The organism is Chryseobacterium sp. MDT2-18 (assembly GCF_030815285.1).
Lineage (GTDB): Bacteria > Bacteroidota > Bacteroidia > Flavobacteriales > Weeksellaceae > Kaistella > Kaistella salivictor.
The window spans coordinates 328,003-353,924 of sequence record NZ_JAUSWQ010000001.1; the positions used below are offsets into that span (position 1 = coordinate 328,003).

Annotated in this window: 24 protein-coding genes; 8 read left to right on the forward strand and 16 right to left on the reverse strand. The window is 36.1% G+C overall.

Annotated features, from left to right (window positions below):
• Positions 1-51 precede the first annotated feature (51 nt).
• A complete protein-coding gene (era, locus tag QF004_RS01470) occupies positions 52-933 on the reverse strand; it encodes a GTPase Era (protein WP_133440576.1) in 882 nt (293 codons plus the stop codon).
• 153 nt (positions 934-1,086) lie between these two features.
• On the opposite strand from era, the gene QF004_RS01475 reads away from it, so the two are divergent.
• From QF004_RS01475 to ligD, 3 genes are all read left to right on the forward strand, one after another.
• Positions 1,087-1,875 carry a Ku protein gene (locus tag QF004_RS01475; RefSeq protein ID WP_307422047.1) on the forward strand — a complete coding sequence of 263 codons (789 nt, stop codon included), beginning with the start codon at positions 1,087-1,089 and terminating at the stop codon, positions 1,873-1,875.
• Positions 1,875-2,468: a DNA polymerase ligase N-terminal domain-containing protein gene (locus QF004_RS01480; protein WP_246012359.1), complete on the forward strand. Its 594-nt coding sequence runs from the start codon at positions 1,875-1,877 to the stop codon at positions 2,466-2,468. Before QF004_RS01475 ends, QF004_RS01480 begins: the two co-directional genes overlap by 1 nt.
• A gap of 65 nt (positions 2,469-2,533) precedes the next feature.
• Positions 2,534-4,426 carry a DNA ligase D gene (gene ligD / locus QF004_RS01485; RefSeq protein ID WP_307422050.1) on the forward strand — a complete coding sequence of 631 codons (1,893 nt, stop codon included), beginning with the start codon at positions 2,534-2,536 and terminating at the stop codon, positions 4,424-4,426.
• Here the strand turns inward: ligD and QF004_RS01490 are convergent.
• The 11 genes from QF004_RS01490 to QF004_RS01540 form a co-directional block, all read right to left on the reverse strand.
• Positions 4,423-5,196 (reverse strand): SGNH/GDSL hydrolase family protein, encoded by a 774-nt coding sequence (locus QF004_RS01490; protein ID WP_307422052.1) that lies wholly within the window; start codon positions 5,194-5,196, stop codon positions 4,423-4,425. The genes ligD and QF004_RS01490 overlap by 4 nt on opposite strands.
• 16 nt (positions 5,197-5,212) lie before the next feature.
• Complete coding sequence (locus tag QF004_RS01495; protein WP_133440579.1) at positions 5,213-5,980, reverse strand: class I SAM-dependent methyltransferase; 768 nt, start codon at positions 5,978-5,980, stop codon at positions 5,213-5,215.
• A complete protein-coding gene (gene map, locus QF004_RS01500) occupies positions 5,980-6,789 on the reverse strand; it encodes a type I methionyl aminopeptidase (RefSeq protein WP_133440580.1) in 810 nt (269 codons plus the stop codon). Before map ends, QF004_RS01495 begins: the two co-directional genes overlap by 1 nt.
• A gap of 55 nt (positions 6,790-6,844) precedes the next feature.
• The gene (locus QF004_RS01505; RefSeq protein ID WP_133440581.1) at positions 6,845-7,276 is read right to left on the reverse strand and encodes a BT0820 family HAD-type phosphatase; all 432 of its coding nucleotides are present in this window, start codon (positions 7,274-7,276) and stop codon (positions 6,845-6,847) included.
• A gap of 143 nt (positions 7,277-7,419) precedes the next feature.
• Positions 7,420-8,397: an acyl-ACP desaturase gene (locus tag QF004_RS01510; RefSeq protein ID WP_133440582.1), complete on the reverse strand. Its 978-nt coding sequence runs from the start codon at positions 8,395-8,397 to the stop codon at positions 7,420-7,422.
• A 112-nt stretch (positions 8,398-8,509) separates the two neighbouring features.
• On the reverse strand, positions 8,510-10,039 hold the full coding sequence (gene gpmI / locus QF004_RS01515; RefSeq protein ID WP_307422057.1) for a 2,3-bisphosphoglycerate-independent phosphoglycerate mutase: 1,530 nt from the start codon (positions 10,037-10,039) through the stop codon (positions 8,510-8,512).
• A gap of 80 nt (positions 10,040-10,119) precedes the next feature.
• A complete protein-coding gene (locus QF004_RS01520) occupies positions 10,120-10,650 on the reverse strand; it encodes a GNAT family N-acetyltransferase (RefSeq protein ID WP_307422059.1) in 531 nt (176 codons plus the stop codon).
• A 378-nt stretch (positions 10,651-11,028) separates the two neighbouring features.
• Positions 11,029-11,673: a response regulator transcription factor gene (locus QF004_RS01525; RefSeq protein WP_133440585.1), complete on the reverse strand. Its 645-nt coding sequence runs from the start codon at positions 11,671-11,673 to the stop codon at positions 11,029-11,031.
• Complete coding sequence (locus QF004_RS01530; protein ID WP_133440586.1) at positions 11,661-12,449, reverse strand: sensor histidine kinase; 789 nt, start codon at positions 12,447-12,449, stop codon at positions 11,661-11,663. Before QF004_RS01530 ends, QF004_RS01525 begins: the two co-directional genes overlap by 13 nt.
• Complete coding sequence (locus tag QF004_RS01535; protein ID WP_307422064.1) at positions 12,446-13,111, reverse strand: hypothetical protein; 666 nt, start codon at positions 13,109-13,111, stop codon at positions 12,446-12,448. The genes QF004_RS01530 and QF004_RS01535 overlap by 4 nt, the downstream gene beginning before the upstream one ends.
• Before the next feature lies 1 nt (position 13,112).
• Positions 13,113-13,511: a hypothetical protein gene (locus QF004_RS01540; RefSeq protein ID WP_133440588.1), complete on the reverse strand. Its 399-nt coding sequence runs from the start codon at positions 13,509-13,511 to the stop codon at positions 13,113-13,115.
• Between the two features lie 187 nt (positions 13,512-13,698).
• Here QF004_RS01540 and QF004_RS01545 point away from each other — a divergent pair, with 187 nt between their 5' ends.
• The 5 genes from QF004_RS01545 to QF004_RS01565 all read left to right on the forward strand — a co-directional run bounded on the left by QF004_RS01545 (position 13,699) and on the right by QF004_RS01565 (position 18,573).
• Complete coding sequence (locus QF004_RS01545; protein ID WP_307422066.1) at positions 13,699-14,367, forward strand: YggS family pyridoxal phosphate-dependent enzyme; 669 nt, start codon at positions 13,699-13,701, stop codon at positions 14,365-14,367.
• Between the two features lie 79 nt (positions 14,368-14,446).
• Positions 14,447-15,631, forward strand: a complete 1,185-nt coding sequence (locus QF004_RS01550; protein WP_133440590.1) for a sigma-54 dependent transcriptional regulator — start codon at positions 14,447-14,449, stop codon at positions 15,629-15,631.
• A 161-nt stretch (positions 15,632-15,792) separates the two neighbouring features.
• Complete coding sequence (locus tag QF004_RS01555) at positions 15,793-16,392, forward strand: hypothetical protein (protein ID WP_307422069.1); 600 nt, start codon at positions 15,793-15,795, stop codon at positions 16,390-16,392.
• Positions 16,385-17,110, forward strand: coding sequence for a DUF72 domain-containing protein (locus QF004_RS01560; protein ID WP_307422070.1), 726 nt, complete (start codon positions 16,385-16,387; stop codon positions 17,108-17,110). The genes QF004_RS01555 and QF004_RS01560 overlap by 8 nt, the downstream gene beginning before the upstream one ends.
• Positions 17,111-17,208: 98 nt before the next feature.
• Positions 17,209-18,573, forward strand: coding sequence for an MATE family efflux transporter (locus QF004_RS01565; protein WP_307422072.1), 1,365 nt, complete (start codon positions 17,209-17,211; stop codon positions 18,571-18,573).
• A 457-nt stretch (positions 18,574-19,030) separates the two neighbouring features.
• Here the strand turns inward: QF004_RS01565 and QF004_RS01570 are convergent, their stop codons facing one another.
• Genes QF004_RS01570 through QF004_RS01585 form a run of 4 tightly spaced genes read right to left on the reverse strand, consistent with a single transcriptional unit; the run spans position 19,031 to position 25,826 of the window.
• Complete coding sequence (locus tag QF004_RS01570; RefSeq protein WP_307422074.1) at positions 19,031-22,579, reverse strand: efflux RND transporter permease subunit; 3,549 nt, start codon at positions 22,577-22,579, stop codon at positions 19,031-19,033.
• A 35-nt stretch (positions 22,580-22,614) separates the two neighbouring features.
• Positions 22,615-23,868 (reverse strand): efflux RND transporter periplasmic adaptor subunit, encoded by a 1,254-nt coding sequence (locus QF004_RS01575; RefSeq protein WP_133440595.1) that lies wholly within the window; start codon positions 23,866-23,868, stop codon positions 22,615-22,617.
• A 28-nt stretch (positions 23,869-23,896) separates the two neighbouring features.
• A complete protein-coding gene (locus QF004_RS01580) occupies positions 23,897-25,225 on the reverse strand; it encodes a TolC family protein (protein WP_133440596.1) in 1,329 nt (442 codons plus the stop codon).
• 1 nt (position 25,226) lies between these two features.
• Positions 25,227-25,826: a TetR/AcrR family transcriptional regulator gene (locus QF004_RS01585; RefSeq protein WP_307422077.1), complete on the reverse strand. Its 600-nt coding sequence runs from the start codon at positions 25,824-25,826 to the stop codon at positions 25,227-25,229.
• Positions 25,827-25,922: the final 96 nt, after the last annotated feature.

Genomic DNA, 25,922 nt, shown 5'->3' on the forward strand with positions numbered 1-25,922 from the left:
GATAATAAAATTAATAAAAACATCTAAAATACAAAATTTTAATCCAATTCGCTATCGGTAACCAAAATTTTTCAAATCTCTGTCATTTTTTCTCCAGTCTTTTTTTACTTTAACAAATAAAGTAAGGTGAATTTTTTTAGAAAAGAATTTCTCCAAATCGATTCTCGCTTCCGTTCCCACTTTTTTAATGGCGTCGCCTTTATGCCCGATGATGATTCCTTTCTGCGTGTCGCGTTCTACGTAAATCACTGAATCTATGAAGATCATTCCATCGGTCTCTTTGAACTGCTCGGTTACCACTTCTACGGAATAAGGAATTTCTTTTTCATAATTCAAAAGAATTTTTTCCCGAATGGCTTCGTTCACAAAGAACCTTTCCGGTTTATCGGTATATAGATCTTTGCCATAATACGGCGGATTTTCGGGAAGCATCGATTTTAATTTAGGCAAAATCACTTCAGTATTAAACCCAGTTAGAGCGGAAATCGGTAAAATCTCTGCTTTTGGAATCTGTTCGTGCCAAAATTCCATTATTTTTTCGAGATCGGTTTGATTGGAAGCATCGATTTTATTCACCAAGATCAAAACAGGAACCGGAATTTTATTCAGTTTTTCAACCAAAAATTCGCTGTGCTCTGTTTTATCAGTAATATCAATAATGAATAGAAAAACATCTGCATCCTGTAAGGAATCCTTTACAAAATCCATCATTTTTTCCTGAAGGCCGTATTTTGGATCCAAAACTCCGGGTGTATCAGAAAAAACAATCTGTAAATCCTCTTCATTATATATTCCGAAAATACGGTGTCTCGTGGTTTGTGCTTTCTGCGTTACAATCGCTAACTTCTCTCCCATCAATTGATTAAGAAGTGTCGATTTTCCGGCGTTGGGTTTTCCTACGATATTTACGAATCCTGCTTTATGCGTGCTCAAAGTATAAAAATTTTAAAGTAAGGGCAAAGTTAATGAATTTTGGTGGGTGTTTATTTTATTCTTTGATTTAAAATCACGAGAATGACCAAACTATATTTTTCGTTTTTCAAAAGGCATAATTATTTCATTATCCAAAATCTTAAATTATTTATTATGAGATCAATCTGGAACGGAGCAATTGGATTTGGACTGGTAAATATTCCAGTGAAAATGTATTCTGCAGTAGAAGACAGCAATCTGGATTTGGATATGCTGGATAAAAGTGATTTCTCAAATATCAAGTTTAAACGCGTCAACGAGAAAACCGGTAAAGAGGTAAAATGGGAAAATATCGTCAAAGGATATCTGTTAGAAGACAAATACATTGTCCTGGATGCCGGGGATTATACTGCGGCAAGTCCCGAGAAAACTAGAATTTTCTCTATTGAACAATTTGTAAAAGAAGCAGAAATCGATTCTGTTTTTTTCGAAGTTCCCTATTTTCTGGAACCGCAGAAAAATGCGGAGAATGCTTATAACCTTTTATTAAAAGCACTTCAAAAAACGAAAATGGCAGGAATCGGTACCTTTGTAATGCGGGACAAAGAAATTTTCGGAATGATTCGCCCTTATGACGACAAAGTTCTTATTATTAACAGATTGAGATTTGCCCAGGAAATTCGAGATTATAAAGATTTAAAAATTCCGGATCAGAAAAGCCCAAAAGAAGGAGAATTAAAAATGGCAGTTTCGCTGATCGAACAAAACTCTGAAAAGTTTGAACCCACTGCTTTTAAAGACACTTATGCTGAAGATTTAATGAAAATTATTAAACAAAAAGCAAAAGGCGGAAAAGTTAAGAAAATTGAGGAACAAGCTGAAGACAGCGGAAAAGTTGTCGATTTAATGGCGCAGTTAAAAGCCAGTTTAGAAAATTCAAAAAAGAATAAAAAAGTCTCCTGATGATGCCACTCGAAGAATACAATAAAAAGCGGAAATTCAACGAAACTCCCGAACCGGAAGGAAAAGAAAAGAAATCAGACAACAAACTGATTTTCGTGATCCAACGGCATTCTGCGTCCAGATTGCATTATGATTTCCGTTTGGAAATGGACGGTGTTTTGAAAAGTTGGGCTGTTCCGAAAGGACCTTCGCTGAATCCCGAGGATAAAAGACTGGCGATGATGACCGAAGACCATCCTTTTTCTTACCACGATTTTGAAGGAACTATTCCCGAAGGAAATTATGGTGCAGGCGAAGTTGAAATATGGGATTCGGGCACTTACGAGCCTTTAGAAAAAGTAGAAGGAAAATCTGATGACTTGATCATGCGCCACGAACTGCATCAAAATTCCTTAAAATTTATTCTTCACGGTAAAAAATTAAAAGGAGAATTTGCTTTAGTAAAGATGAAAAATTCCAAAGATCCAAATGCCTGGCTGTTAATTAAACACAAAGATCAATTCGGATTGGAGGAATATGACGCTGAAGAGCACGTTCCTGAAAAATCAAAAGTTACGTTACGCGAAGAAAACCGTCCAGGAAAAAAAAAATAAAGATCCCAAATAAAGACCCGAAAACATTCAAAAATTATACGCCTTCACTGATTGGTGAAAAAAAATTGAAAGATTTTATTAAACCCATGTTGGCGCAAACGGGAGAAAAAGCCTTTGACAATAAAGATTGGGTTTTCGAAATTAAATGGGATGGTTACCGTGCTGTAGCTGATTTAAGGGAATCTGTAATTCAATTTTATTCCCGGAACGGACTCTCCTATTCTGATAAATTTTCGAAAATAGTTAACGCTTTAGATCATCAAAATCATCAGATGGTTTTAGACGGTGAAATCGTTGCTTTTAATAAAGAAGGAAAACCTGATTTTCAAATCTTACAAAAAATAGGAGAAAATCCGGATTTGGCGATGACATATCAGATTTTCGATTTGCTTTGGCTCAATGGGCATTCCACTGAAAATTTAACTTTAGTTCAACGCAAAGAATTGCTGAAAGATGCTTTAACAGAAAATGATGTCGTTAAATATTGTGAGCATATTCCCGAAAATGGAATTGATTTTTTTGAGCAAATCAAAAAGATGGAATTAGAAGGAATGATTGCAAAAAAAGCAGACAGTATTTATTCGGAAGGTGTTCGTTCGTCAGACTGGCTGAAAATAAAATTACAGAATACAGAAGATGTTCTAATTTGTGGATTTACAGAACCGAACGGTGCCCGGAAGAATTTCGGTGCGCTGATTCTGGGAACTTTTACCGATGGTCAATTAAAATATTGCGGTCATGCCGGGACAGGTTTTTCTGATAAAATTTTAGATTCTTTGCATGAATTGTTTAAACCGTTAATGATCGAAAACTGTCCGTTTGAAGAAGTTCCAAAAACCAACGCTCCAGCGACCTGGCTGAAACCGGAATTGGTTTGTGAAATAAAATATACCGAAAAAACACAAGATGGAATTTTCCGACATCCCGTTTATCTGGGACTTCGCAGTGATAAAGACAAGGAGGATTTAATGAATGAAAAAGAAGAAGAGATTGAGAATTCATCTTCATTAAAAATTGAAATTAATGAAACCAAAGTTCAAAGAGATTCAACAAAAGTGAAAACGAAGATGACGAAAGCCGTTACTCTGACCAATCAAAACAAAATCTATTTCCCGGAAAGTGGCATTACGAAAGGAGAAGTTATTGCGTATTACCAATCTATAGCGAAATATATTTTACCCCATTTAAAAAACCGTCCGCAATCACTGAACCGTTTTCCGAACGGAATCGGCGGTTTAAGTTTTTATCACAAAGATGCCGGAAACGACGCGCCTGACTGGATTGAGAAAGTTTCAATCTTTTCGGAATCGAATGAAAAAAACATTGAATATTTAATCTGCAATGCAGCAGATGATTTGGCTTATTTAAATAATTTAGGTTGTATCGATTTGAATCCCTGGAATTCTACGGTAACAGATTTGGATAAACCAACCTGGCTGGCTCTGGATTTGGATCCGTCAGAGAAAAACACTTTTGACCAGGTTATTGAAACTGCTTTGTATGTAAAGGAGATTTTGGATTTAGCAAAAATTAAAGGCTTTTGTAAAACTTCCGGAAGTTCGGGAATTCATATTTTCATTCCCATGGCTGCTCAGTATGAGGTCGAACTGGTGAAAAATTTCGCCCATCTTTTAATGCAGAAAGTGCAGCAAAAACTACCCGATTTAACTACTTTAGAGAGGAATTTGAAAAAACGGGATAAGAATAAAATTTATCTGGATTATCTGCAAAACCGCACCGGTCAGACGTTAGCGAGTGTTTACAGCGTTCGTCCAAAACCTTTCGCACCGGTCTCAATACCTTTACTTTGGGAAGAACTGAAGTTTGGTTTAAAACCCACCGATTTCAATATTCATAATGCTTTGGAGCGTATTAAAAAGAATGGCGATTTGTTTAAACCGGTTTTAGGAAAAGGAATTGATATGTTGAAAGCTTTGAAAAGTCTCTCTGAAATTTAATGAAAATCTATTTTTGAATCTGATAAGAATTGTACACAGTCATTCGCCCATAATTCATAAGTCAGTTCAGACGGATGAATTCCGTCACTGAAAAAATCTGCAATCGTTTGATCTTCTTTCATTTTTCCCAACCATTCCTGCACGTTTATTTTCCTGGTCGGAAAATAAACGTTTTGGTTTTTTAAAACTTGCATATTAAGGTAATCCGCCAATAAATCTTTGTGATTTCCCAACACCGATTTCATTTGTTTTGTAAATGCGGGAAATGTTTCAATAGTTGGTAAATGCGGAAATAAAATCGGAGTTTCAGGAAATTTATTCTGTAAATTTTCGATGAGAAACTGAATGTTTTTAGTCCATTTTTTGGGTTGAGTCAATTCAAAAGTATCATTGCCGCCAATTCCGATAACGATTAAATCGCAAGTAATTTCCCTGATCTGCGGAACAATTTTTTGGTGAATTTTTTCTACGTTATAGCCAGTTTTAGCATACACTTTCCATTCTATATTACATTGAACTAAAGCACTGAATGCTCTGGAGAAATGCCCGGCAAAGCTGTTTTTGTGAAAATCTGATCCTACACCGGCAATCGAACTTTCACCAATAAATAAAATCTTTAAATTTTTGTCGGCGTTGATATTGACAAAACCTTCGGGATCTTTTGCTTCGGGGAGAAGCGGTATTTGCTTCCTTATTTTTTTTCCCTGAAAATAAATTACCGGTAACAGAGGAATCGACTTTAATAAATGGATTAAATACTGTTTTCCCATTCCAATTACTTTTCAGTTATTTTTTAAAAACGACCGGCAAAATCTCATTTTCTGTCAAACCATATCTTCTGCGGTCTTCATTGGAAAATTTCTTCGAGTAAAAGTTGATATCAACGTCAAAACCCGCTTTTTTCAGTCGGTCGAAATAATCCATTCCGTACCAGCGAACATGGTCGTACTGGCCAAAATGTTTTTGTCTTTCTTTCGGATCTGTGATTGAAAAATCTTCGTACGTTTTTTCTAAAGAATTCTTCATCGGAACCTGAAAAATTCCCCAACCGCCTTTTTTCATGACCCGATATAATTCGCTCATTGCTTTTTGATCGTCCCCGATATGTTCTAAAACATGATTGCAAAAGACGATATCGTAACTTTCATCTTCAAAAGGTAAATCCAGAATATCTGCTTTTACATCGACAATCGGCGAATATAAGTCGGCAGAAGTATAATTCAGATTCTTCATTTTTTTGAATTTTCTCAGAAATTCCTGCTCCGGTGCAATGTGAAGAACTTTGTAATTTTCAGTAAAAAAATCGGTTTCATTTTGAAGATACAGCCACATTTGCCGGTGACGCTCCAAACTTAATGTTCCCGGTGACAAAGCATTTTCTCTTTGCTTACCGTAACCATACGGAAGGAATTTCCGGTACGATTTCCCGTCGATCGGATCGGTGAATTTTGTTCCTTTAAAAAATAAATAAATGACAGGCCGAAGAAAAATGCTTAAATTAATAAGCATTGGTCTTGGTATCTTATTTAAAAGAAATTTAGTGATTTTTTTCATTAAAAATCCATTGTAAATGGTTTTTCTTCATCACTTATAATTCCTAAAGCTTCATAAATATATTTGTAGGTCGACAATAAAACCGGTTTTCCGCCGATAATACAAACATCGTGTTCGAAATGAGCTGATGGCGACATATCGAGTGAAGTTACCGTCCAGCCGTCATCATGGAATTTTACTTTTTCAGTACCTAAATTAACCATAGGTTCGATGGCAAGAGCGATTCCGTCTTTTAAAACTTTACCGCTTCCTTTTTTACCATAATTGGGAACTTGCGGATCCTCGTGCATTTTACGGCCTAGACCGTGCCCGACTAATTCACGGACAACTCCGTAACCATGAGCTTCGCAATAGGTTTGAATTGCGTTGGAAATATCTCCTACTCTTTTTCCGCGAACGCATTGTTCAATCCCTTTGTAAAGGGATTCTTTGGTGATTTTGAGAAGTTGTTTAATTTCAGGTGCAACCTCTCCTACTTCAAATGAGTAAGCGTGATCACCATAAAAGCCGTTCATAAAAACGCCACAATCTACTGATAAAATATCTCCTTCAAGTAAAGGTTTTTCATTTGGTATCCCGTGTACTACTTCAGCATTTGGGGAAATACATAAATTTTTCGGGAAACCGTACATTCCTAAAAAAGCAGGCTCTCCGCCGTGATCGCGAATAAATTGGCCCCCTAAATTATCAAGATGCAAAGTAGTTACGCCTGGTTTAATTTCTTTAGCCAGCATGCCCAGAGTTTTGGAAACCAGTTGGGCACTTTCCCGCATTAAGCGAAGTTCTTCTATTGTTTTTAACTGTATCAATGTATTGTAATATCTTAAAAGTTAGAGAAAGAAAAATGTAAACTTTAATTATAATTTACCAGAACAATCCTTTCTTTTTATCTTTTTTTATTTTCGAATAAGCCAGGACTTCTTTGCCATCTACACGGAATTCGATTCTTTCGTTAATGATATTGTAGATTTCGCCCCAACCTGGGAATCCACCAAGGTTCCGGTCGTCGATGAAAAGGTCGGCATCAATTTTTCGGGACGCATTTTCATGATCGAAAATTTCGCCTTCAAAACTTGAATTAACCGCATAAAACTCAACGCCATTTTTTTTGCAAAACTCAACTGCTTCCTCCAAAGTTTTGCCATGCCGATAAGTCCAGAGAATCAGTCTGTAACCTTCTGACTGTAGTTTTTTTAGGGTTTCAAAAGCAAAAGTTTTTGTTTTTCCAATTCCGGGATATCCATCATCTACGATTGTACCGTCAAAATCGATAGCAAGTTTTTTACTGTTTTTCATTTTTTTCTAAATTTCAATGGTGCAAAGATAATAAATTTAGCACGTTGAAAAGATGTTCGCATCGATTAGTGGATTCTTTATAAAAATAAAAAAGCCAAAGAAGTGATTCACTTAATTGGCAATATAATTGACATGAATGAAATCTACGATTTAATCCATTTGAATTGATATTCCTGATCAGGCGTTGAAATTCTGTCGGTGATTCTTTGTAATCTTCCCGGCAGTTTCATTAAATATTCCTGTGCTTTTTCCGCAGATTCCGTCAATCCGGTAATATGTTCGATTTTCCAGTCTTCCAGAAGTTCTGATAAAATATTGATGTAATCCTGTCCTGTATAAACCATGGCGCGCTGTGCTGCATCTGAGAAATGTCCCCAAAGTTCGCCAGCTTTCTGACCGGATTCGCGCATTAAATGGGCAGGCATTACTATTTTTTTTCGCATCATATCTTCGAAAGCCAACATCATTTCTGAAGGATCGAGTTCGAGAATTTTGGTCACAAAATGTTTGTACGCTTTTGCATGTCGCGCTTCATCAGCAGCAATCACCCCACACATTCTGGAAAGTTTTGTGTTTCCGCTTTGTTTTGCCAAGGATCCTACTCTTCTGTGGGAAATATTAGTCGCCGTTTCTTGAAAACTGGTATAAACAAAATTGCGGTATGGATCCATCGTCGTTCCGATATCAAAACCGTCCTGAATCAAATATTGCGTCGTGATTTCAACTTCGCGCATATTTACACGGCCGCATAAGTATAAATATTTATTGAGCAGATCGCCGTGGCGGTTTTCTTCTGCGGTCCAGCTTCTTACCCATTGTGACCATCCGGTTCTTTCTTCCTGGTTTACGCCGTCAATCCCCATAATCCACGACTCATAACTAGGCAATGCCTCTTCGGTAATACAATCACCTATTAAAGTTACAAAAAGATCGTAACCCATTTCCTGTGCATAAGTTTGCAGTTCTTCAACATCATATTTAAAACTATCTGCAGACGGATCCGGCAAAAAATCAGTGGGTTGCCATATTTTTTCTACTGGAGTTAGATAGGAGTCAATAAACTCGTCGACATTTTTGCCTAAAGTTCTCATTACTTCTAATCTCATCATTTTATTATACATCTTCACTCTTTTATATATTAGGCAAATATAATTTAAAAATATTATCTACTGCATAATTAACAGAAAAAACAAATGAAATATCTGTCATTTCAATAGTCAATTTGAAGCTTTTTTAACTTACTAATACTTCTCCGGTCATTATAGGAGGAATTTCAATTCCCATCACTTTCAGAATTGATGGTGCGACATCACCTAATTTCCCGGGTTTTAAATTCCAGTTTCTGTCTTTATCCATAACGATTAAAGGGACTAAGTTTGTTGAATGCTGCGTATTAGGACTTCCATCAGCGTTCAGCATTACATCTGAATTCCCGTGGTCTGCGAGGATAAAAACGGCATAACCATGTTCATAAGCGGTAGTTGCAACTTTCGAAATGCACTCATCTACAACTTCCGCGGCTTTAACTGCGGCGGAAAAAATGCCGGTATGGCCAACCATATCGGTGTTGGCGAAATTTAAACAGATAAAATCTGCCGATTCCTGTTCAATTTTTGGAAGTATTTTTTCGGTAATATCGTACGCAGACATTTCCGGTTTAAAGTCATAAGTAGGAACATCTTTAGGGCTTGGACACAACAACCGGCTTTCTCCGACGAATTCTGCTTCTCTTCCACCGGAAAAGAAAAAGGTTACATGAGGATATTTTTCTGTTTCTGCAACACGGATTTGGGTTCTGCCATTTTTTTCTAAGACTTCACCCATCGTTTCGTGTAAAACTTCTTCGTCGAAAACTACATGAACATTTGTATACTTTTTATCATAGTTAGTCATCGTGACATAATACAGATTCAACGGATGCATTCCATATTCAGGAAACTCCTTTTGTGAAAGAACTTCTGTAATTTCCCGACCACGGTCTGTTCTGAAATTAAAGCAAAATACGACATCATCATTTTCAATCTTGGCAACTGGTAAACTGTTGTCTTTCAGACAAATAATTGGTTTCAAAAACTCATCGGTAATCTCCTGGTTATAAGAGTTTTCGATCGCTTCCAGAACATCTCTGGTCGGTTCGCCTATTCCATTGACCATTGCGTCGTAAGCCAATTTTACACGTTCCCATCTTTTATCACGGTCCATGGCGTAATATCTTCCAACAACCGTTGCCAACTGTCCGGTGCTGGCTTTCATATGATCCAGGAGTTCCTGTATAAAACCTTTTCCTGAATGTGGGTCGCAATCCCGGCCATCAGTAAAGGCATGAACGTAAACGTTTTTGTCTAAACCAAATTCGTGAGCAGCGGTGAGCAAACCTTTCAAATGATTAATATGGGAATGTACCCCACCATCTGAAACCAAACCTATGAAATGAACATTTTTATTATTTTCTAAAGCATATTCAAACGCTCTGGTGATCGTATTTTCCTTTCCTAAAGTAGCATTTTCAACCGCCATATTGAGTTTTACCAAATTTTGGTAAACAACTCTTCCGGCTCCTAAGTTCATGTGCCCAACTTCAGAGTTTCCCATTTGTCCGAAAGGCAATCCTACAGCAATCCCACTCGCTTCCAGCGTAGTATGCGGGAATTTTTCATAACAGGAATCGATAAAGGGAGTATGGGCCTGAGCAATGGCAGAAACTTTGGGATCCAGTCCTATTCCCCAACCGTCGAGTATCGCTAAAATGGCTTTTTTTGACATTTTTATTAAATTTTTGATTGAATACAAATTTAGTGATTTAACACTTATTCGGCGACTGATTTTAAAGAATCTTAGATAATTTATGGCTGCAAATCCAGCAATTTTTCAAATGCTTTTCGGGCAGCGTTCCGAAAATAAACTTCACCACAATATTGGTAACCCAGTTTCTCTAAAATTTTCAGCATCGGATAATTATCGAAGTTAGTATCTACTTTAATACTCAAAATATTCTGTGAAAGGGCAAATTTTTCAATTTCTTTAAAAATGTGGGTGGCAATTCCTCTTCCTGCAGATTCCGTGGAAACTGCGACACGGTGAACTACGATGTATTTTCCATCAGACAGCCATTTTCCTTCGATACTTTCGTAAGCAGGTTCGGTGTCGGAAATCACTGCTGCATATCCCAGAATGTCATGATCCGAGGTTAAGACAAATCCGTAATTCTTTTGAATATCATTTTCTATTGTTTCCGGATTAGGATAGCCGTCTTGCCATTGGGTGCTTCCGTCATTTTTCCGCCTTTCAATGGCTTGTTGCAGGATTTTCCAGATTGTTTCTTTATCATCTGAAACTGCTTTCCTAAAATGGAACTGTTCTTCTAATTTTGACATTGACTTTGATTTTTCTTTTACAAATTTAAAGAAGATTTTATTCTCATTAAAAATAGCAGCATTTTGCTGATTCATTATTTTAAAAATTTAAAAAAATAAATCAAATCAAAAAAGAAATCAGCTGTGTTCAGGAAATTTGGAATTTATCGGAAAGTAGTGTGTAAAATTTATTTCATTGAATGGTTAAAAAAACAGAAACCATAAATCATAATATAATATAATTCATTGGAAAACGATTTGAATGTTGAAGACTTCAATTCAAAACAACAAAAAACCGATTAAATAATAATCGGCTTAATGTTTTTTTTACCATTTGTGTTTTGGTCGTACAAAAGTAAACTTTAGTTATAGTAAATAAAAGGGTGAAATCACCCTATTTTAACACATATGATGTTTGATGGCAAAAAGCACAATTCCTACTCTGGTTTTTACGTTCAGTTTTGCGAAGATTGAGTCTCTGTATCCGTCTACAGTTCGTGGGCTCACACACATTTGCTCTGCAATTTCCTTATAGGTGAGTTCAGAGCAGGCCAATTTAATAAATTCTACCTCGCGGTCCTTTAACGAACTGTTTATTTCTTGATTTATCTTTTCTTCGGTTTTTATTTTCAGAAGACTTTGGGTTACGATATCGGTATAGAAAATTCCTTTTTCATGAACGATGTTTATAGCATCAAAAAGAATATCAGGCGACATATCTTTGAGCAAATACCCTTTTGCTCCTGCTTTCAACATGCTTATAATAGTGCTTTCATTATCTTCCATCGTTAAAGCAATCACCTTTAGGTCGGGATAATTTTTAGTAAGTTCCAGGGTTGTTTCGATACCGTTTTTCCGGGGCATATTGATGTCCATTAAGACTACTTCAGGAAGTGTTTTCCGGTGGTCGAGCTGTTTCAGAAAATCTTCGCCATTAAAGCAATTCATTACCACTTCAAATTTTGGATTAAATGAAATCATGTTTTCAATGGCCTTGGAAACTAATTTGTGGTCATCTACGATTGCTATTTTTATTCTTTCCATGGTGTGGGTTTCTTGTAGGTGATGGTAATTTCGGTTCCCAGATTTTCTGTAGAATTAATCTTAAAAGTGGCATCGATTAGTTTTGCACGATTCTTTATATTTTCTAATCCACTTCCATCATTTCTATGTTCTGCATTAAATCCTACCCCGTAATCATTAATATTAATTTCAGTGAAATTGGGATGATCGTCAACTTTTATCAAAACTTTATTTGACCGGGCATGCTTTATCACATTGTTGATCGACTCCTGTATAATTCGGAACAGAATTAAAGCATGATCAGAATTAATTTCCAATTCGTGATTATTGATCACGTACTCTACTTCCAGCAAATCAAGCCGTTCGATTCTGGAAATTTCTCTTTCTAATGATTCAACAAATCCAAAATGCCTTACTTGTTTACTGATAAATACTTTAGACAAGTTTCTGATGTCCTGAATACATTCGCCAATCAAAAGATTAATTTCATGAGCAATGTTTGTTTTTTCTTCTTCGTCGGCACGGGCGAGTTTGTTGGTCATCAGTCTTGCCACGGATAGCTTTTGTCCCAAATCATCATGAAGTTCCTGTCCTATATAATTTAAGGTTTGTTCTTTAATTTCTACCTGGGAAATTGCCAATTCCTGTTCAAAAAGAGCTTCTTTTCTTTGTTGAGATAAAAGAAGTTCAGATTTTTTTTTGATGAAAATCCCATACACTAAAACCATCATTAAAATTACAATTAAAATGATAAAAGTGGTAATAGTAAGCAGAAAATCAGTTTCTGTAAGATTCACTTTTTAATATTAATATTTTTTGCAAAAAAGATTCCCATTATCAAAATAGAATACCCGATAACATTCACAATGAATAAAATTATGAAAAAAATATTGATATTCATCAGTTGTATCGCAGTATTGCTTATTATTAGTAAAGGAGCTACTCCTAAGTAAATGGACATCAGCCCGATACAAGCCCAAAACGGGTAATAAGATTTGATATTAAGAATTTTATCTGAATTAAAGGTTTCACGCAAAACCAAAAAAATATTAACCGTCAGGAGAATGACTTCAATAAAATAAAATTTAAAAGGGAATTTATTAAAGAAGTTTTCAGAAAAAACTGCAAATGATATATAACTTGCGATAAAGATTATTATAATAATCAAGTTTATTTTTTTGGATTTTTCTAACTCTAAGATACGGCGGAAATATAAAAAGAACAGTAAAAATACACCGAAATTAACTCCTACGGTATAAATAGGGATACTATTAAATTGGTTCGTAAAAATATGCATCGTAAAATTAAAAGTATCCAGGCATGCTACTATTCCACCGGCGATCATAAAATAAATAATGCCTTTACCAAGTTTATTTTTTTTCGTTAGTAACAGTATAAAAAAAATCACTACCAGTGAAATTTGGATTACACTTGCTACATCTCTGTTCCATTCAATCATTTTAATAAGGAGGATAGAGTTGTCCGAAATTTAAACCCGGTAAATCCTCCGGATTAGAAACTTTTTCCGAATTTTCTTTAGCGGCATCCATATCTTCTGCGGAAAAGAATATGGTTTGATAGCCTTTGTAAAGTGGATTTAACCGTGGGTCAAATTGATCTTCGGGATATTTTCCTAAAGTGATTCTGATTCCTTTGTTTTTAATGCCCCTTTTTTCCATGCCTTCACGGATCATATTAATATACTCCTGTAAAATTTCTAAATCATAAGTATAATACTTAGAATCCGGTTTTTCAGGTGATCGTTTTGCATTAATGGCTGCATAATTGGTTTTGTCGTATTCTGTTGCCAACAGATCACTTTCTTCCTTTGGAATCAAATGTTTTTCTAATTCACTCATTGCTAAATATGTTTTAATAGTAACAAATTTAAAGTATATTAGTTGAAACTGGTGGGTGAAAACACCCAATCCGGTAGTTTTTTTAAATTATTTTTCCGAAACTTCCCCTCTTTTGTTAATAAAGGATAATTTCCTTAAATTTCGGAACTCATTTCTTTGAAGAATTGAACCTTAAATTAATAAACGAATGCAAAAATTTTCTCCCATTGCCGAGAGTTACCAAAAAATAAAAACCGGTTTACCGGATAACGTTCAGCTCGTCGCAGTGTCTAAGACTCATCCGAAAGAAATGATCCGGGAAGTTTACGATTTAGGACAAAGGGTTTTTGGCGAAAACAAAGTACAGGAACTGATCGAAAAACATCCGCAACTTCCGCAGGATATACAGTGGCATTTGATCGGCCATTTGCAAACCAATAAAGTCAAATATATTGCACCCTTTATCGATATGATTCAAAGTGTTGATTCTGAGAAGCTTTTGGTGGAAATTGATAAACAGGCAGAAAAAAACCACCGGAAAATCAAAGTGCTCCTCCAGGTAAAAATTGCCGAGGAAGACACCAAATACGGTTTAGAAGTCCACGAAACCAAAGAATTGTATTTGGATTATCTCAATGGGAAATTTCCGAATATTATTATTTCCGGGTTAATGGGAATGGCGACATTTACAGAAAATAAAAACCAGGTCAGGAAAGAGTTTACCTTCTTAAAACATCTTTTCGACCAACTTTCGTCGCAGCAGAAACTCGATACGTTATCGATGGGAATGAGTGACGACTACCCTCTCGCTATTAAATGCGGTGCTAATTCTGTCCGTATTGGCTCCGCAATTTTCGGATCCAGAGAATATCTTTAAATTTCTCTTAGGTACGATTATTGCTAAGATAAAATCAAAATTCATATAATACTTTTTACTCAATCCATAAATTTTTATAATGCAAAAAATCTTAATTGTTGAAGATGAAAAATCCATTTCCGGCGTTCTACACAGCATTCTGTCAGATGAATTACCTGACTACGAATTCATTATCGCTGAAGATGGCTTAGAAGGCTTAAAACAAATAGAGAAGGAAGATTTCGCTTTGGTGGTTTCTGACATTAAAATGCCTAAAGTTTCAGGTACCGAACTTTTGAAACAGGCACTTCAAATAAAACCGGATACGACTTTCGTCATGATCTCAGGGCATGCCGATATCGATACTGCGGTAGATTGTCTTAAAGACGGTGCGTATGATTTTATTTCAAAACCTATCGATATCAACCGGCTGATTACAAGTGTTAGAAACGCTTTGGACAAAAGAATTCTGCAGAAAACAAATCAGCATTTAAAAATAGAAAATACAACTTTAAAGAAAAAAGTTAATAAAAAGTATCAGATGATTGGCGAATCTCCTGCGTTGAAGAAAATTCAGGATATGATTGAAAAAGTAGCGGCCTCAGATGCCAGAGTTTTAATTACAGGACCCAATGGTGCGGGAAAAGAATTGGTAGCTCACGCAATTCATGCACAAAGTGACCGAAGCAAAGGGCCTATGATTGAAGTAAACTGTGCGGCAATCCCATCAGAACTTATTGAGTCAGAGCTTTTTGGGCATGTTAAAGGCAGTTTTACAGGAGCAATAAAAGACAAACAGGGAAAATTTGAATTAGCCAATAATGGTACTATTTTTCTGGATGAGATTGGCGATATGTCACTCATTGCCCAGGCAAAAGTTCTTCGTGCCTTACAGGAAAGTAAGGTCTCACCTGTCGGCAGCGATAAAGAAATTAAAGTAGATGTAAGAGTTCTGGCGGCCACCAATAAAAATATGCAGGAGGAAATTAAAGCCGGAAAATTCCGGGAAGATCTTTATCACCGACTTTCAGTGATCGAAATTTATGTTCCCTCTCTGGATGAAAGAAAAGACGATATCAAACTTTTGGTGAAACATTTTGCCAAAATTATTTCTGATGAACATGGTACCGCTTTGAAAACCTTTGATGATAAAGCAATTAAAGCTTTGGAGAATTTCAGTTGGACAGGAAATATCCGGGAACTGAGAAATGTAGTTGAGCGTTTGATCATTTTAGGATCAAACCCGATTAATGCAGAAGATGTTGCTAGTTTTGTGAGAAAATAAAATCTGACTTTCTTATTATTAAAATAAGGATATTCTTAATAAAAAAACCAAAATACCGATTGTATTTTGGTTTTTTTATTTTTTTTAATAGTTTTTGGCACATTAGATGCTTTTTTTAGGATAAATAAAAAAGGAGTAAAAGCAATTCTAAATTTTCTGTGATGAAAAATAAAATCCCTGAACAAATTATCGGCGTAGAAAGTGAAGCAGTTTCAAAGATTAGTTTTGATAATAAGGAATCGACCCGAATCCATTTTAAAAAAGTTAAAAAAAGATTTCTGGATATCAATTCCTGGGAACTTTTTGCAGGACAGGAAAAGGCAGAATTTTCTCTTCGTGACGAAAACGGTAATCTAATTTTAGGTCATCCACAGGTCGGTAATTATATCAGCATCAAAGTGCCGCTGCTTCCCAACAGAAATGATGGCGGACTCGACTGGGTAAAAATTGAAGTATATGAAGAGGAAGTTTTTGAGGATTATGAAGCTGTTTATCTGAGAGTTCGTCCCAGTTCAGACCCCACAAGCAGCAGCAATAAAATCACTCATTTTTTAGATTCATCGGCAACCTCCAATTTCATTATTAAAAGAAGCGGAAAAGAAATCTCGGCCGAAATCTATGCGAGAAATGAAGTTCCTAATTCAAAAGATAAGTCGATCTCAGAAAAGATCCGCAATAAAATAGTTTCAGTTGGTGGAATGTTAATTGGCAGCAAAATTCAATGGGAAGGATTAACTAAAGGTTTAATTGAAAATGAATAATAAAGTATATATCGGGTGTTCAGGGTTTAGTGAAAGACTTTGGAAAGGATTTTTCTATCCGGAAGAATTGCCTTCAAAAGAATATTTAAGTTTTTATTCAAAGCATTTGAAAGCAGTCGAAATTAATTCTACTTTTTACAGAAAACCTACTTTGAAAACCTTGGAAAAATGGTTTGCTGAGACTGGAGATGATTTTAAATTTTTCATCAAAATCCCAAGATTTATTTCGCACCTTAAAAAACTGACCGAAACGAAAACTGACACCCAAGAATTCTGCAATCATATTTCATCAGGTTTACAGGAGAAATTAGCGGGTTTTCTTTTTCAGCTGCCGCCATCTTTTAAATACAGCAAAGAGCATCTGGAAAAGGTAATCGATACGGTTGATAAAAAGTACCTGAATGTTGTAGAATTCCGACACGCATCCTGGTGGAATACCGAAGTTTTTGAAACTTTAAATAAAAATAAGATCGTTTTTTCCGGCGTTTCTATCCCCAAAGATATTCCGGATGATTTTATGATTAATAATGACGATTTTGCGTATTACCGTCTTCACGGGATTCCTGAAATGTTTAAATCTGAATATTCAGAATCAGAACTGAGTAATTTGGCGGCGGAGGTTCGAAAATTTAATGGAACTTCATTTATCTTTTTTAATAATACTTACGGAACCGCCGGAATAAAAAATGCGGTTTATTTGAATAAAATTTTTGTCTGATCCAGTTTAACTCTCATTCATATTACAAACAAAATCCTTTAAATAAAAATATATCTAGAAAGTTTGCAGTAAATTTGCCGCAGATTTTTTTATATATTATGCAAATTTTAAATCCCGTACACACCAAAAGATTATTTCAGTTAGCACTTCCCGTAATGATTACGCAAGTAGGACAGGTTTCTGTGCAACTTTTTGATAATATAATGGTTGGAAAACTTCTTGGTGCAGATGCTCTGGCTTCAGTATCGCTGGCCAATGGTGTGTTTTTCTCGGTTTTTGTATTAGCACTAGGTTTTTCACTGGCCATTCCGCCATTGGTTGCAGAAGCGCAGTCTCAAAATGATCACCACATGATCAACCGTATTTTTCGTCATGGTTTTGTGGTGAATATGTTTATTGGGTTGGTTTTAGTTATTCTGATGCTCTTTGCTTTGCCTTTGTTGTACCATCTTGATCAGCCTGCGAATATCATTCCGGATACGGAAAGTTATTTACGGATAACCATTATCAGTATTCTGCCGTTTATGGCCTTTCAAACGATGCGTGAAGTTTCCGAAGGATTGAGTTTTACCATAGGCGTTACCAAAGCAACCATTATTGCTAATGTCATCAACATTGTTCTGAATTACATTTTTATTAAAGGAGTCGGTATGGATTCTCTGGGGGTAGATGGTTCTGCATACGCCTCTTTTATCGCCAGAGTTTTCATGGTGGTTTTCCTGTTTTTCGTAATGAAAAAGAATCCTATGACCAAAAGGTATATGAAGGATTTCACCTTAAAAACAAAACTTTTTCAAAAGAAAATGTTCCGCAAGTTAGTCAAACTGGGATTGCCAACTGCCTTACAGATGTTCTTTGAAGTGACTGCATTTGCAGCAGCAGCTTTTATTTGTGGACTGATTTCTGCAAAAGATATTGCAGCGCATCAGATAGCCTTATCGATGGCTTCATTTACTTTTAATCTTTGCATCGGTTTCAGTATTGCGACGACCATTATGGCGGGAAATAGATTTGGAGAAAGGAATTATAAAGAATTAAGAAATGTCGGGATAAATAATCTGAAAATAGTGTTCATTTTCATGGTATTGTGTGGAATTATATTCATTGCGGGAAGAAATATTTTACCTACCTTTTTTACCAAAAAAGAAGATGTTGATGTCATTGTACTGGCCTCAAAATTATTAATAATAGCAGCACTTTTTCAGCTTTCAGATGGTTTACAGATTCTGTCTCTGGGAGTTTTACGCGGCATGCAGGACGTGAAAATCCCGAGTATCCTTACATTTGTTGCCTATTGGATCATCACACTCCCATTAGGATATTACCTTTGTGTAACCAGAGAAATGGGCGCCTATGGAATGTGGGTTGCTTTGGGTGTTGGATTGACGATTTCTGCATTTTTATTAATAAGAAGATTTTTGACGCTGTCGCAGAGGAAAATTGATGCTGCGGCGGCTCAGTAAAAAAAAATCGGTGTTCCGTGAAAAACTGTGGAACTGCAAATTTGTATTTCTCAGTTTGTCGCAAAGTGAAAAAAAATTGATCTGTACGATAAATTTATTTTAAGTGAAACCGAGAGCACTCGAAAAGTAATTTTCTTACACTGTTTCGCTGCTTCAGCTTAATTTATTCATATCTGCTGGCTTTATTTTACAGATCAGTTATTAATCTTTGCGTTTTATCAAAAGACAAATGATACTGATTTTTTCACCAACAACACGACATTCCGTGAAACCATTTTTTTTAAGCATGAATCAACGAAACAGAAATTGCGTCTTAAAGCGGAATGAGAAAAGAAATTTGCCTTTGTTTTAAACAAAAATAGATTAAACTCGAAACTTTATTTTCACACCAATGATGAAAAGTAAAAAAAATCCCTGAAGAAAATAATCTTCAGGGATTTATATTTAAAACCGGTATTTATTCTGGATTTAAATTTTGCAGATGACTGTCTTCTGGATAAAGTTTTCTTAATCTTTCGATTTCTGCTGCTTCATCTTCTGCATCATGCTCGTGCTTTTTCAAATACTTTCTTCTGTTATTGATTTTTCGTTTTGAGATAATGTAGAACATTACCGGAACAATAATCAGGGTTAAGAAGGTCGCAAATGAAAGTCCGAAAATAATTGTCCACGCTAGTGGTCCCCAGAAAGAGACGTTATCTCCACCTAAAGAGAAATGCGGATTCAAGGTTGTTAAGAACGAAGCTACGTCAAAGTTTAATCCGATTGCCAAAGGAATCAATCCTAAAATCGCCGTGGTAGCCGTTAATAATACCGGACGTAAACGTTCTTTTCCAGATTGTACGATGATTTCTTTTACCTCTTCCAGTTCCAGATCATCATGGGTTTCAACTCCTTTTTCCTGTACTTTTTCATCGAGCTTGAGCACGAAGAAGTCCATTAAAACAATTCCGTTTTTCACTACAACTCCTGCGAGTGAAATAATTCCCATCATGGTCATTAAGATCACGAAGTCCATTCCAAAGATTGCTAAACCTAAGAATACTCCAGAGAAACTCAGTAAAATAGTCGTCATAATGATCAGCGTTTTCGATAGTGAGTTAAACTGGAAAACGATAATTGAAGTTACCAGTGACATTGCCAGGAAAAGAGCAAACAAAAGGAAATTCATGTTTTTGCCCTGTTCTTCCTGCTCACCACCAAAAGTATAGGTGACACCATCTGGTGTTTTATAGTTCTTTAATGACATCCGGATTTTCTGCACGATTTCATTCGAGTTAGCTCCTTTCAATACTCCGGAATAAACCATGATCGTACGGCTGTTGTCTTTTCTTTTAATTTTATTAAAGGTATTATCCTCTTTCATTGTAGCAAAAGTGGACATCGGAACTTGAATCGTTCCGTTTGGACCTTGCAATGTAATTGGCTGGTTGAATAAGATGCTCGTATTTCTACGTTGATCCTGTTTCAGTCTTACTGCAATATCATAATCATGTTTCACATCTTTATACGTAGAAATATCTTGTCCAAACAAAGCTCTACGCAAAGTAATCCCAGTGTATGCGGTTGTTACTCCCAGATTACCTGCAGTTTCCCGGTTAATATCGATGATTAATTCCGGACTGTCTTTGTTGATATCAGACTGAAGTTTCTCAATTCCTGAAATGTTTTGTCCATTGATAAACGTAATCATTTTATTGGCTTCATTAAGTAACTGGTCGTAGTCATCACCTTTCAACTCAATTGAAATAGGATAACCAACTGGCGGGCCGTTCGCATCTTTTTCCACCGTGTACGCAAATCCCGGAATATCCGGAATCGCTTTCCGAATTTCCTCCATGACGTCGGCCGTATTGATTCCTTTTCTTTTTGCAAACTCTACATAGGTTACCGTAATTTTTGATTTAAACGGAGTATCAGCTTGTGAACCGGCATCAACCTGTGGATTGGTTGCGCCTTTCCCAACGGAAGTTACCATTGATTCTACCAGAAAATTTGAACCGTCCGGATTTTTATATTTTTGAAGAACCTGTAGAATTTTCCCTTCGACCTGTTTGGTTGCGATGTTGGTTTTGCCAATATCTGTTCCTTGCGGATATTCCATATAAACAATGGTTTGCTTAGGAATGTTTTCTGGGAAGAACAATACTTTTGAACGACCGATTCCCATCATCGCTCCGTAAAGGATAAATGAGAAAATCAAAATTCCAATCACTCCTAAAAAGGCATTTCTTGGTTTTTTACCATTTAATAAATTGCTGATAAAATCCTGATATTTCTCTGCCAAACTTGGGAAAAATGTATGCTGGAAATGTTCAATTCTGTCATGGAAGAACCCTTTGTAAAGCCAGATTGCAATAATTGCCAATGCCGAGAAAGTTACCACTCCGAAGAAATAAGTAACCCCGGTCACTAATCGTAAAATTCCAAAAACAACCATCAGAGTTCCAAAAATAAGGGTGTATTTTTTTGCCTGATTTTTTGAAATATTTTTATTTTCTAAAGTCATTGCACCACCCGTCATCGAAGCATTAATGATCAATGCCACAAAAAGCGAAGCCATCAAAGTAACCGAAATCGTAATTGGGAAATACTTCATAAATTCACCCATGATTCCCGGCCAAAGCAACATTGGAAGGAAAGCGAAAACAGTAGTTAAAGTTGAAGTAATTACCGGGAAGGCAATTTCGCCAATACCATATTTAGAAGCCAGTCTCCTTGGTAAGCCCTTTTCCATATTGGCGTAAACATTGTCTACGACCACAATCCCGTCATCTACCAACATCCCCAGACCCATTACCATTGCAAAAAGAACCATTGTGTTCAATGTAATTCCTGCCATTTGAAGAACCGCAAAAGCGATCAACATTGATAATGGAATTGCGGTTCCTACAAACAGTGCATTTTTCATTCCCATAGAGAAACTTAAAACGGCCATTACTAAAAGGATTCCTATTAAGATATGGTTTGCCAGTTCGTTCACCTGATGTTCTACGGCCGAAGACTGGTCAGAAGTTAAAGTTACCTCCAAATCTTTTGGCAAATAGCTATTCCTGGCTGCTTCGATTTTCTCTTTAGCCTGATCGATCGCGGAAATCATATTGGTTCCTGCTCTTTTTTTCAAGTTAATCATGACCACATCTCTCCCCGATTCTCTCGCGAAAGTGGTTTTTTCTTTTTCCTGAAAATTTACGCTGCCGATATCCTGGATCTTTATTCCTGGTTTTACCACGAAGTTCTTCAGATCTGATGGCGAAGAAATCTGTCCTTTAATACGGACGTTTTCCCGATTACCGTCTGTAACTAAATTACCTCCGGATATTGTTATGTTTTCATTTTTAACGGCACTGATTACCTGGTCGAAACTTACGCCCGCTGCATTCATTTTAAATAAATCCAGAGCAACCTCCACTTCATTATCATCAACTCCTAAGATCACGGCTTCTTTCACTTCCGAAATATCTTCTAAGTCATCTTTTAAATCTTCTGCATATTGTTTTAAAGTGAATTTCGGATAATTCCCTTTCAAGTTGATATTAAGAATTGGAAGTTCTTCCGAAATATTGAGATCGAAAACGCTGGGCTCTACTTTCGAACCGGAATCTAAACTTGGCCAATCCTGGCCTCCTTTTGCTTCATCTACTTTATCTTTAATGCGCTGCTTCGCTTCTGCGACTTTTACTTTCGCATCAAACTCAACTACGATCAAACCATAATCCTGAAAAGAGTTGGATGTTACTTTACTCACTCCGGAAATATTCTTGAATTTATCTTCAAGTTCCTTTGTAATTATTTTTTCGACATCCTCGGCAGAGTTTCCGGGATACACAGAGGAAATGTAAATATTGTTTTGAACCACCTCCGGGAAACTTTCCCTGGGCATCGAAAAGAATGAATAAATCCCCAGAAGTACAATGATGAAAGTCAGTACATAAACCGTCGTTCTATTATCAACTGCCCAACTCGAGAAGAAAGATTCTTTTTGGTGGTGTTTATTTTCGTTCATATTTTTTAATTAAAATCGAATTAATCTGAAATTTTTTATTGAGCCAACTTCACTTTCTGCCCGTCGCTTAGGTTTTTAGAACCATCGGTAATAATGATATCTCCCGCTTTTAATCCTGTTGTAATTTCTACGGAATTCTCAGATTTTTCGCCAGGGTTTACAAATACTTTTTTAGCAACAGCATCTTTTCCTTTAATATTAGATGCGACAAAAACATAAGATCTTTTCGAGGCATCTTCGTAAATATACTGTTGTCCCACCTGAATGGCATTAGGATTTACATAATCCTCAATCTTCACCTGAGCTAATAAATTTGGTTTAATAACACCACCATTATTAGAAATCGGGATTTCAATTTTAAAGGTTCTGTTTGTTGGATTGATGTAGTTCCCAACCAATCTTACCGAAGAACTGATGGTTTGGTTTAAAGTTGGCAAGAATATTTTCGCAGAAGTTCCCTGTCGTACTTTCGCTAAATATGATTCCGGAACATCTGCTTCCACACGCATCGTTCCCAATGAGATTAATTTTACGATATCTGTTCCCGGAGAAACAATTTGTCCATTTTGGGTAATCACCTCATCGATAACACCACTGAAAGGTGCGACAATTGCGGTTTTTGCTAAATTTGCTTTTACAGCATCCGCAGCTCTTTCTAATCCGGCAGCTTGACTGTTAAGTGCGGAAACGGATTTTTGTGCAGCTTCATAATTTGCTTTTGCCTGAAGGAACTGAAACTCTGAACCAATTTTCTGTTTCCAAAGTGCGGCCTGTTTTTCATAAGCAATTTTCGATAAATTGGTATTGGATTGTGCAGCAGCAATTTGCGCTTTCATTGCAGTTACTCCATTTTGTGCCTGTAGATATTGATCGCGTAAACCACCATCTGCCACTCTGCCGATCACCTGTCCACTTTTTACATTCTGCCCTTTTTTAACAAATAAAGACAATGTTCCTGAGAACTGAGGTTGAACTTTTACATCCTGGTCAGTGGTTACATTTCCCTGGATTTCCACATTGTGCACGAAATTCGAAATTTCTAATTTCTGGGTAGAAACTACTCCGCTGGCATCCGGAACAACTCCCATAGAAACTAAGTTCTCATCGATGTTCAGCATGACCTGATTAAGACTGTCGATTTTGAATTTCTGACGCTCTTTATAAGCTTCAATTCCTTTGATGTCTTTATTCTTGATTAGAATTTCAAGTTTTTCGTCTTTTGCGTTATTCTCTTTCTTGCAGGAAGAAAGTCCGGTTAAAATAACAATTGGTATTAATATCTTTTTCATTGAATTATTTTAGAGTATTAGTTTTTAATTAAAGGGTTCCTAAAGCTTCGTCGAGTTTTGTTTTCGCTTGAATCAGCTCGATGGCCGCCTGATAATATTTTGCCTGTGAATCGTACAACTGTGTTTCACTTTGTTGAAGGTCGAAACTTGTTCCTAAACCTTCATTGAATTTGATTCTTTCTTTATTGTAAATGCTGGATGAAAGTGTGATTAATTCTTCAGAATTTTTGTAAGAATTGTAAGCGTTATTGTAATCAATCGTAGCAGCAAATGCTTTGTTACTCAGATCCCGTTTGATATCTTCTACATCCAGTTTGGCTTTTTCTAAATTTAATTTAGCCTGCTGGGTTCTCCAATGTCTTTGAAAACCACTAAAAATTGGAATATCTAACTGAACAGCCACAACCGATGTATTAAACCATTGTTGCGAAGATTTCAAAAAATTAAACTGATCACTGTAACCATTATAATTAGAAGCGACAGCAGCTGAAAGAGTCGGCAAAGATTTCGATTTTTCCAGTTTAAATTCCAGCTCTGAAAGGGTAAGGGCATTTTCTTTCAATCGAATGTCGATATGATTTTCATTATTAATGAAATTAGTCATATCCACTAACGTTTCATTTTTTTTAATGAGTTGGTCTAATGTTGAAGTCAATGTCAATTTATCTTCCAACGGATATCCCATTAAATATTTAAGTGCCATCAGTACTTTTTCACGACTTCTGTTCAGATTCTGCTGATTAGCTAACAAGCTTTTATAACTGTATTCCAGCTGTTCTACATTCTGGTATTCAATTAAGCCCACTTTGTAGGTTTCTTTAGTGTCGTAAAGAGATTTCTCAACTACCTTGCGGTTTTCTTCTAAAGTTTTGATGTTTTCATCAGTGACCAAAACGGCAGCGTATGCCATCATAATTCCTTCCTTCACAGAAATTTCTGTTTTCTCTTCTGCCAAAGCAGCTGTTTCTTTATACGCTTTGGAAGCTTGTAATCCTACAATATAAGACCCACTGAATAAAAGCTGGCTCAGTGTTAAGCCGCCGGTCATACTTTGTTTCTGACCAAATTTCACCGGAATATAAGTTCCGGGGTCGCCACCGGCAAGTTCTGCAGGAAGTAACTGCACTGGAACATTAAGAAAATAATTATATTTTGCCTGACCGTCCAGTTGTGGCAAACCAATCCCGATTGTTTCTTTCACTTTCTGTCCTGCAATGGTCTTGTCTATTTTTGCTTTCTTTACATTTACATTATGATCAATTGCGTATTGCCAAGACTCATCAAGTGAGAAACTTTGTTGCGCAAAAGCCATCGATGAAAATGTTGTGATAGCGAAGAACTGAAGTATTTTCTTCATATTAATAATTTAAATTTTTTAAGATCTGTTTTCCTTTTTCGTTGGTAATGGCGTTCATGTACATACTCATAATCTCATGTTTATAATAAACTTTATTGATTGTACTTGGATCTACATAAAGAGGGTTTTCCATAGACATGATCAATTGAAAAAATAATTTAGAGTACACTTCTGCATCAAAATTAGTTCGGTATAATCCCTGTTCTCTTCCTTTTTCGATATTGTGAACCAGAACTTCGGCGAATTTATCTGAAAATTCAATCATGTGTTTATTGAAGATTGCAGGGTAGTATTTAATCAGTTGTTTAATAAGGATCGTATTGTTGGAATCGGCAACATTATCCATTTCCTCATCCCTGCAAAACATCCTTTCAATTGCATTTTCAATTGTTTGATCCAGATATTTTAACCGGGCAATAATTTCTTCAAGTTTAAAATGAAGCACCTCTTCAATGAGTTCTTCCTTGTTTTTATATTTAACATATAAAGTCTTTTTGGAGATTCCGAAAGCTTTCGCAATATCATCCATTGTCAAAGTTTTTGCACCGTTTTCTATGAACAGCTGCGAAACTTTTGTTAAAAAAATTGTATTCTCTTCCATAATAAGTTTGCAAATATAAGAAAGAAAACTAGAAAACAAAATTAGTTTCCTGGTTTTTAATTTGCTACGCCCTCATTATTTAATCTTGAATGTGAC

Excerpts from the sequence above, each read along its gene's own strand:
- QF004_RS01495 (WP_133440579.1), bottom strand. The coding sequence starts at position 5,980 with ATGAAAAAAATCACTAAATTTCTTTTAAATAAGATACCAAGACCAATG.
- QF004_RS01475 (WP_307422047.1), top strand. The coding sequence starts at position 1,087 with ATGAGATCAATCTGGAACGGAGCAATTGGATTTGGACTGGTAAATATT.
- gpmI (WP_307422057.1), bottom strand. The coding sequence starts at position 10,039 with ATGTCAAAAAAAGCCATTTTAGCGATACTCGACGGTTGGGGAATAGGA.
- QF004_RS01585 (WP_307422077.1), bottom strand. The coding sequence starts at position 25,826 with ATGGAAGAGAATACAATTTTTTTAACAAAAGTTTCGCAGCTGTTCATA.
- QF004_RS01540 (WP_133440588.1), bottom strand. The coding sequence starts at position 13,511 with ATGAGTGAATTAGAAAAACATTTGATTCCAAAGGAAGAAAGTGATCTG.
- QF004_RS01520 (WP_307422059.1), bottom strand. The coding sequence starts at position 10,650 with ATGTCAAAATTAGAAGAACAGTTCCATTTTAGGAAAGCAGTTTCAGAT.
- QF004_RS01525 (WP_133440585.1), bottom strand. The coding sequence starts at position 11,673 with ATGGAAAGAATAAAAATAGCAATCGTAGATGACCACAAATTAGTTTCC.
- QF004_RS01505 (WP_133440581.1), bottom strand. The coding sequence starts at position 7,276 with ATGAAAAACAGTAAAAAACTTGCTATCGATTTTGACGGTACAATCGTA.
- QF004_RS01510 (WP_133440582.1), bottom strand. The coding sequence starts at position 8,397 with ATGTATAATAAAATGATGAGATTAGAAGTAATGAGAACTTTAGGCAAA.
- QF004_RS01550 (WP_133440590.1), top strand. The coding sequence starts at position 14,447 with ATGCAAAAAATCTTAATTGTTGAAGATGAAAAATCCATTTCCGGCGTT.
- QF004_RS01480 (WP_246012359.1), top strand. The coding sequence starts at position 1,875 with ATGATGCCACTCGAAGAATACAATAAAAAGCGGAAATTCAACGAAACT.
- QF004_RS01535 (WP_307422064.1), bottom strand. The coding sequence starts at position 13,111 with ATGATTGAATGGAACAGAGATGTAGCAAGTGTAATCCAAATTTCACTG.
- QF004_RS01555 (WP_307422069.1), top strand. The coding sequence starts at position 15,793 with ATGAAAAATAAAATCCCTGAACAAATTATCGGCGTAGAAAGTGAAGCA.
- QF004_RS01490 (WP_307422052.1), bottom strand. The coding sequence starts at position 5,196 with ATGGGAAAACAGTATTTAATCCATTTATTAAAGTCGATTCCTCTGTTA.
- QF004_RS01560 (WP_307422070.1), top strand. The coding sequence starts at position 16,385 with ATGAATAATAAAGTATATATCGGGTGTTCAGGGTTTAGTGAAAGACTT.
- QF004_RS01545 (WP_307422066.1), top strand. The coding sequence starts at position 13,699 with ATGCAAAAATTTTCTCCCATTGCCGAGAGTTACCAAAAAATAAAAACC.
- QF004_RS01575 (WP_133440595.1), bottom strand. The coding sequence starts at position 23,868 with ATGAAAAAGATATTAATACCAATTGTTATTTTAACCGGACTTTCTTCC.
- QF004_RS01570 (WP_307422074.1), bottom strand. The coding sequence starts at position 22,579 with ATGAACGAAAATAAACACCACCAAAAAGAATCTTTCTTCTCGAGTTGG.
- QF004_RS01580 (WP_133440596.1), bottom strand. The coding sequence starts at position 25,225 with ATGAAGAAAATACTTCAGTTCTTCGCTATCACAACATTTTCATCGATG.
- QF004_RS01565 (WP_307422072.1), top strand. The coding sequence starts at position 17,209 with ATGCAAATTTTAAATCCCGTACACACCAAAAGATTATTTCAGTTAGCA.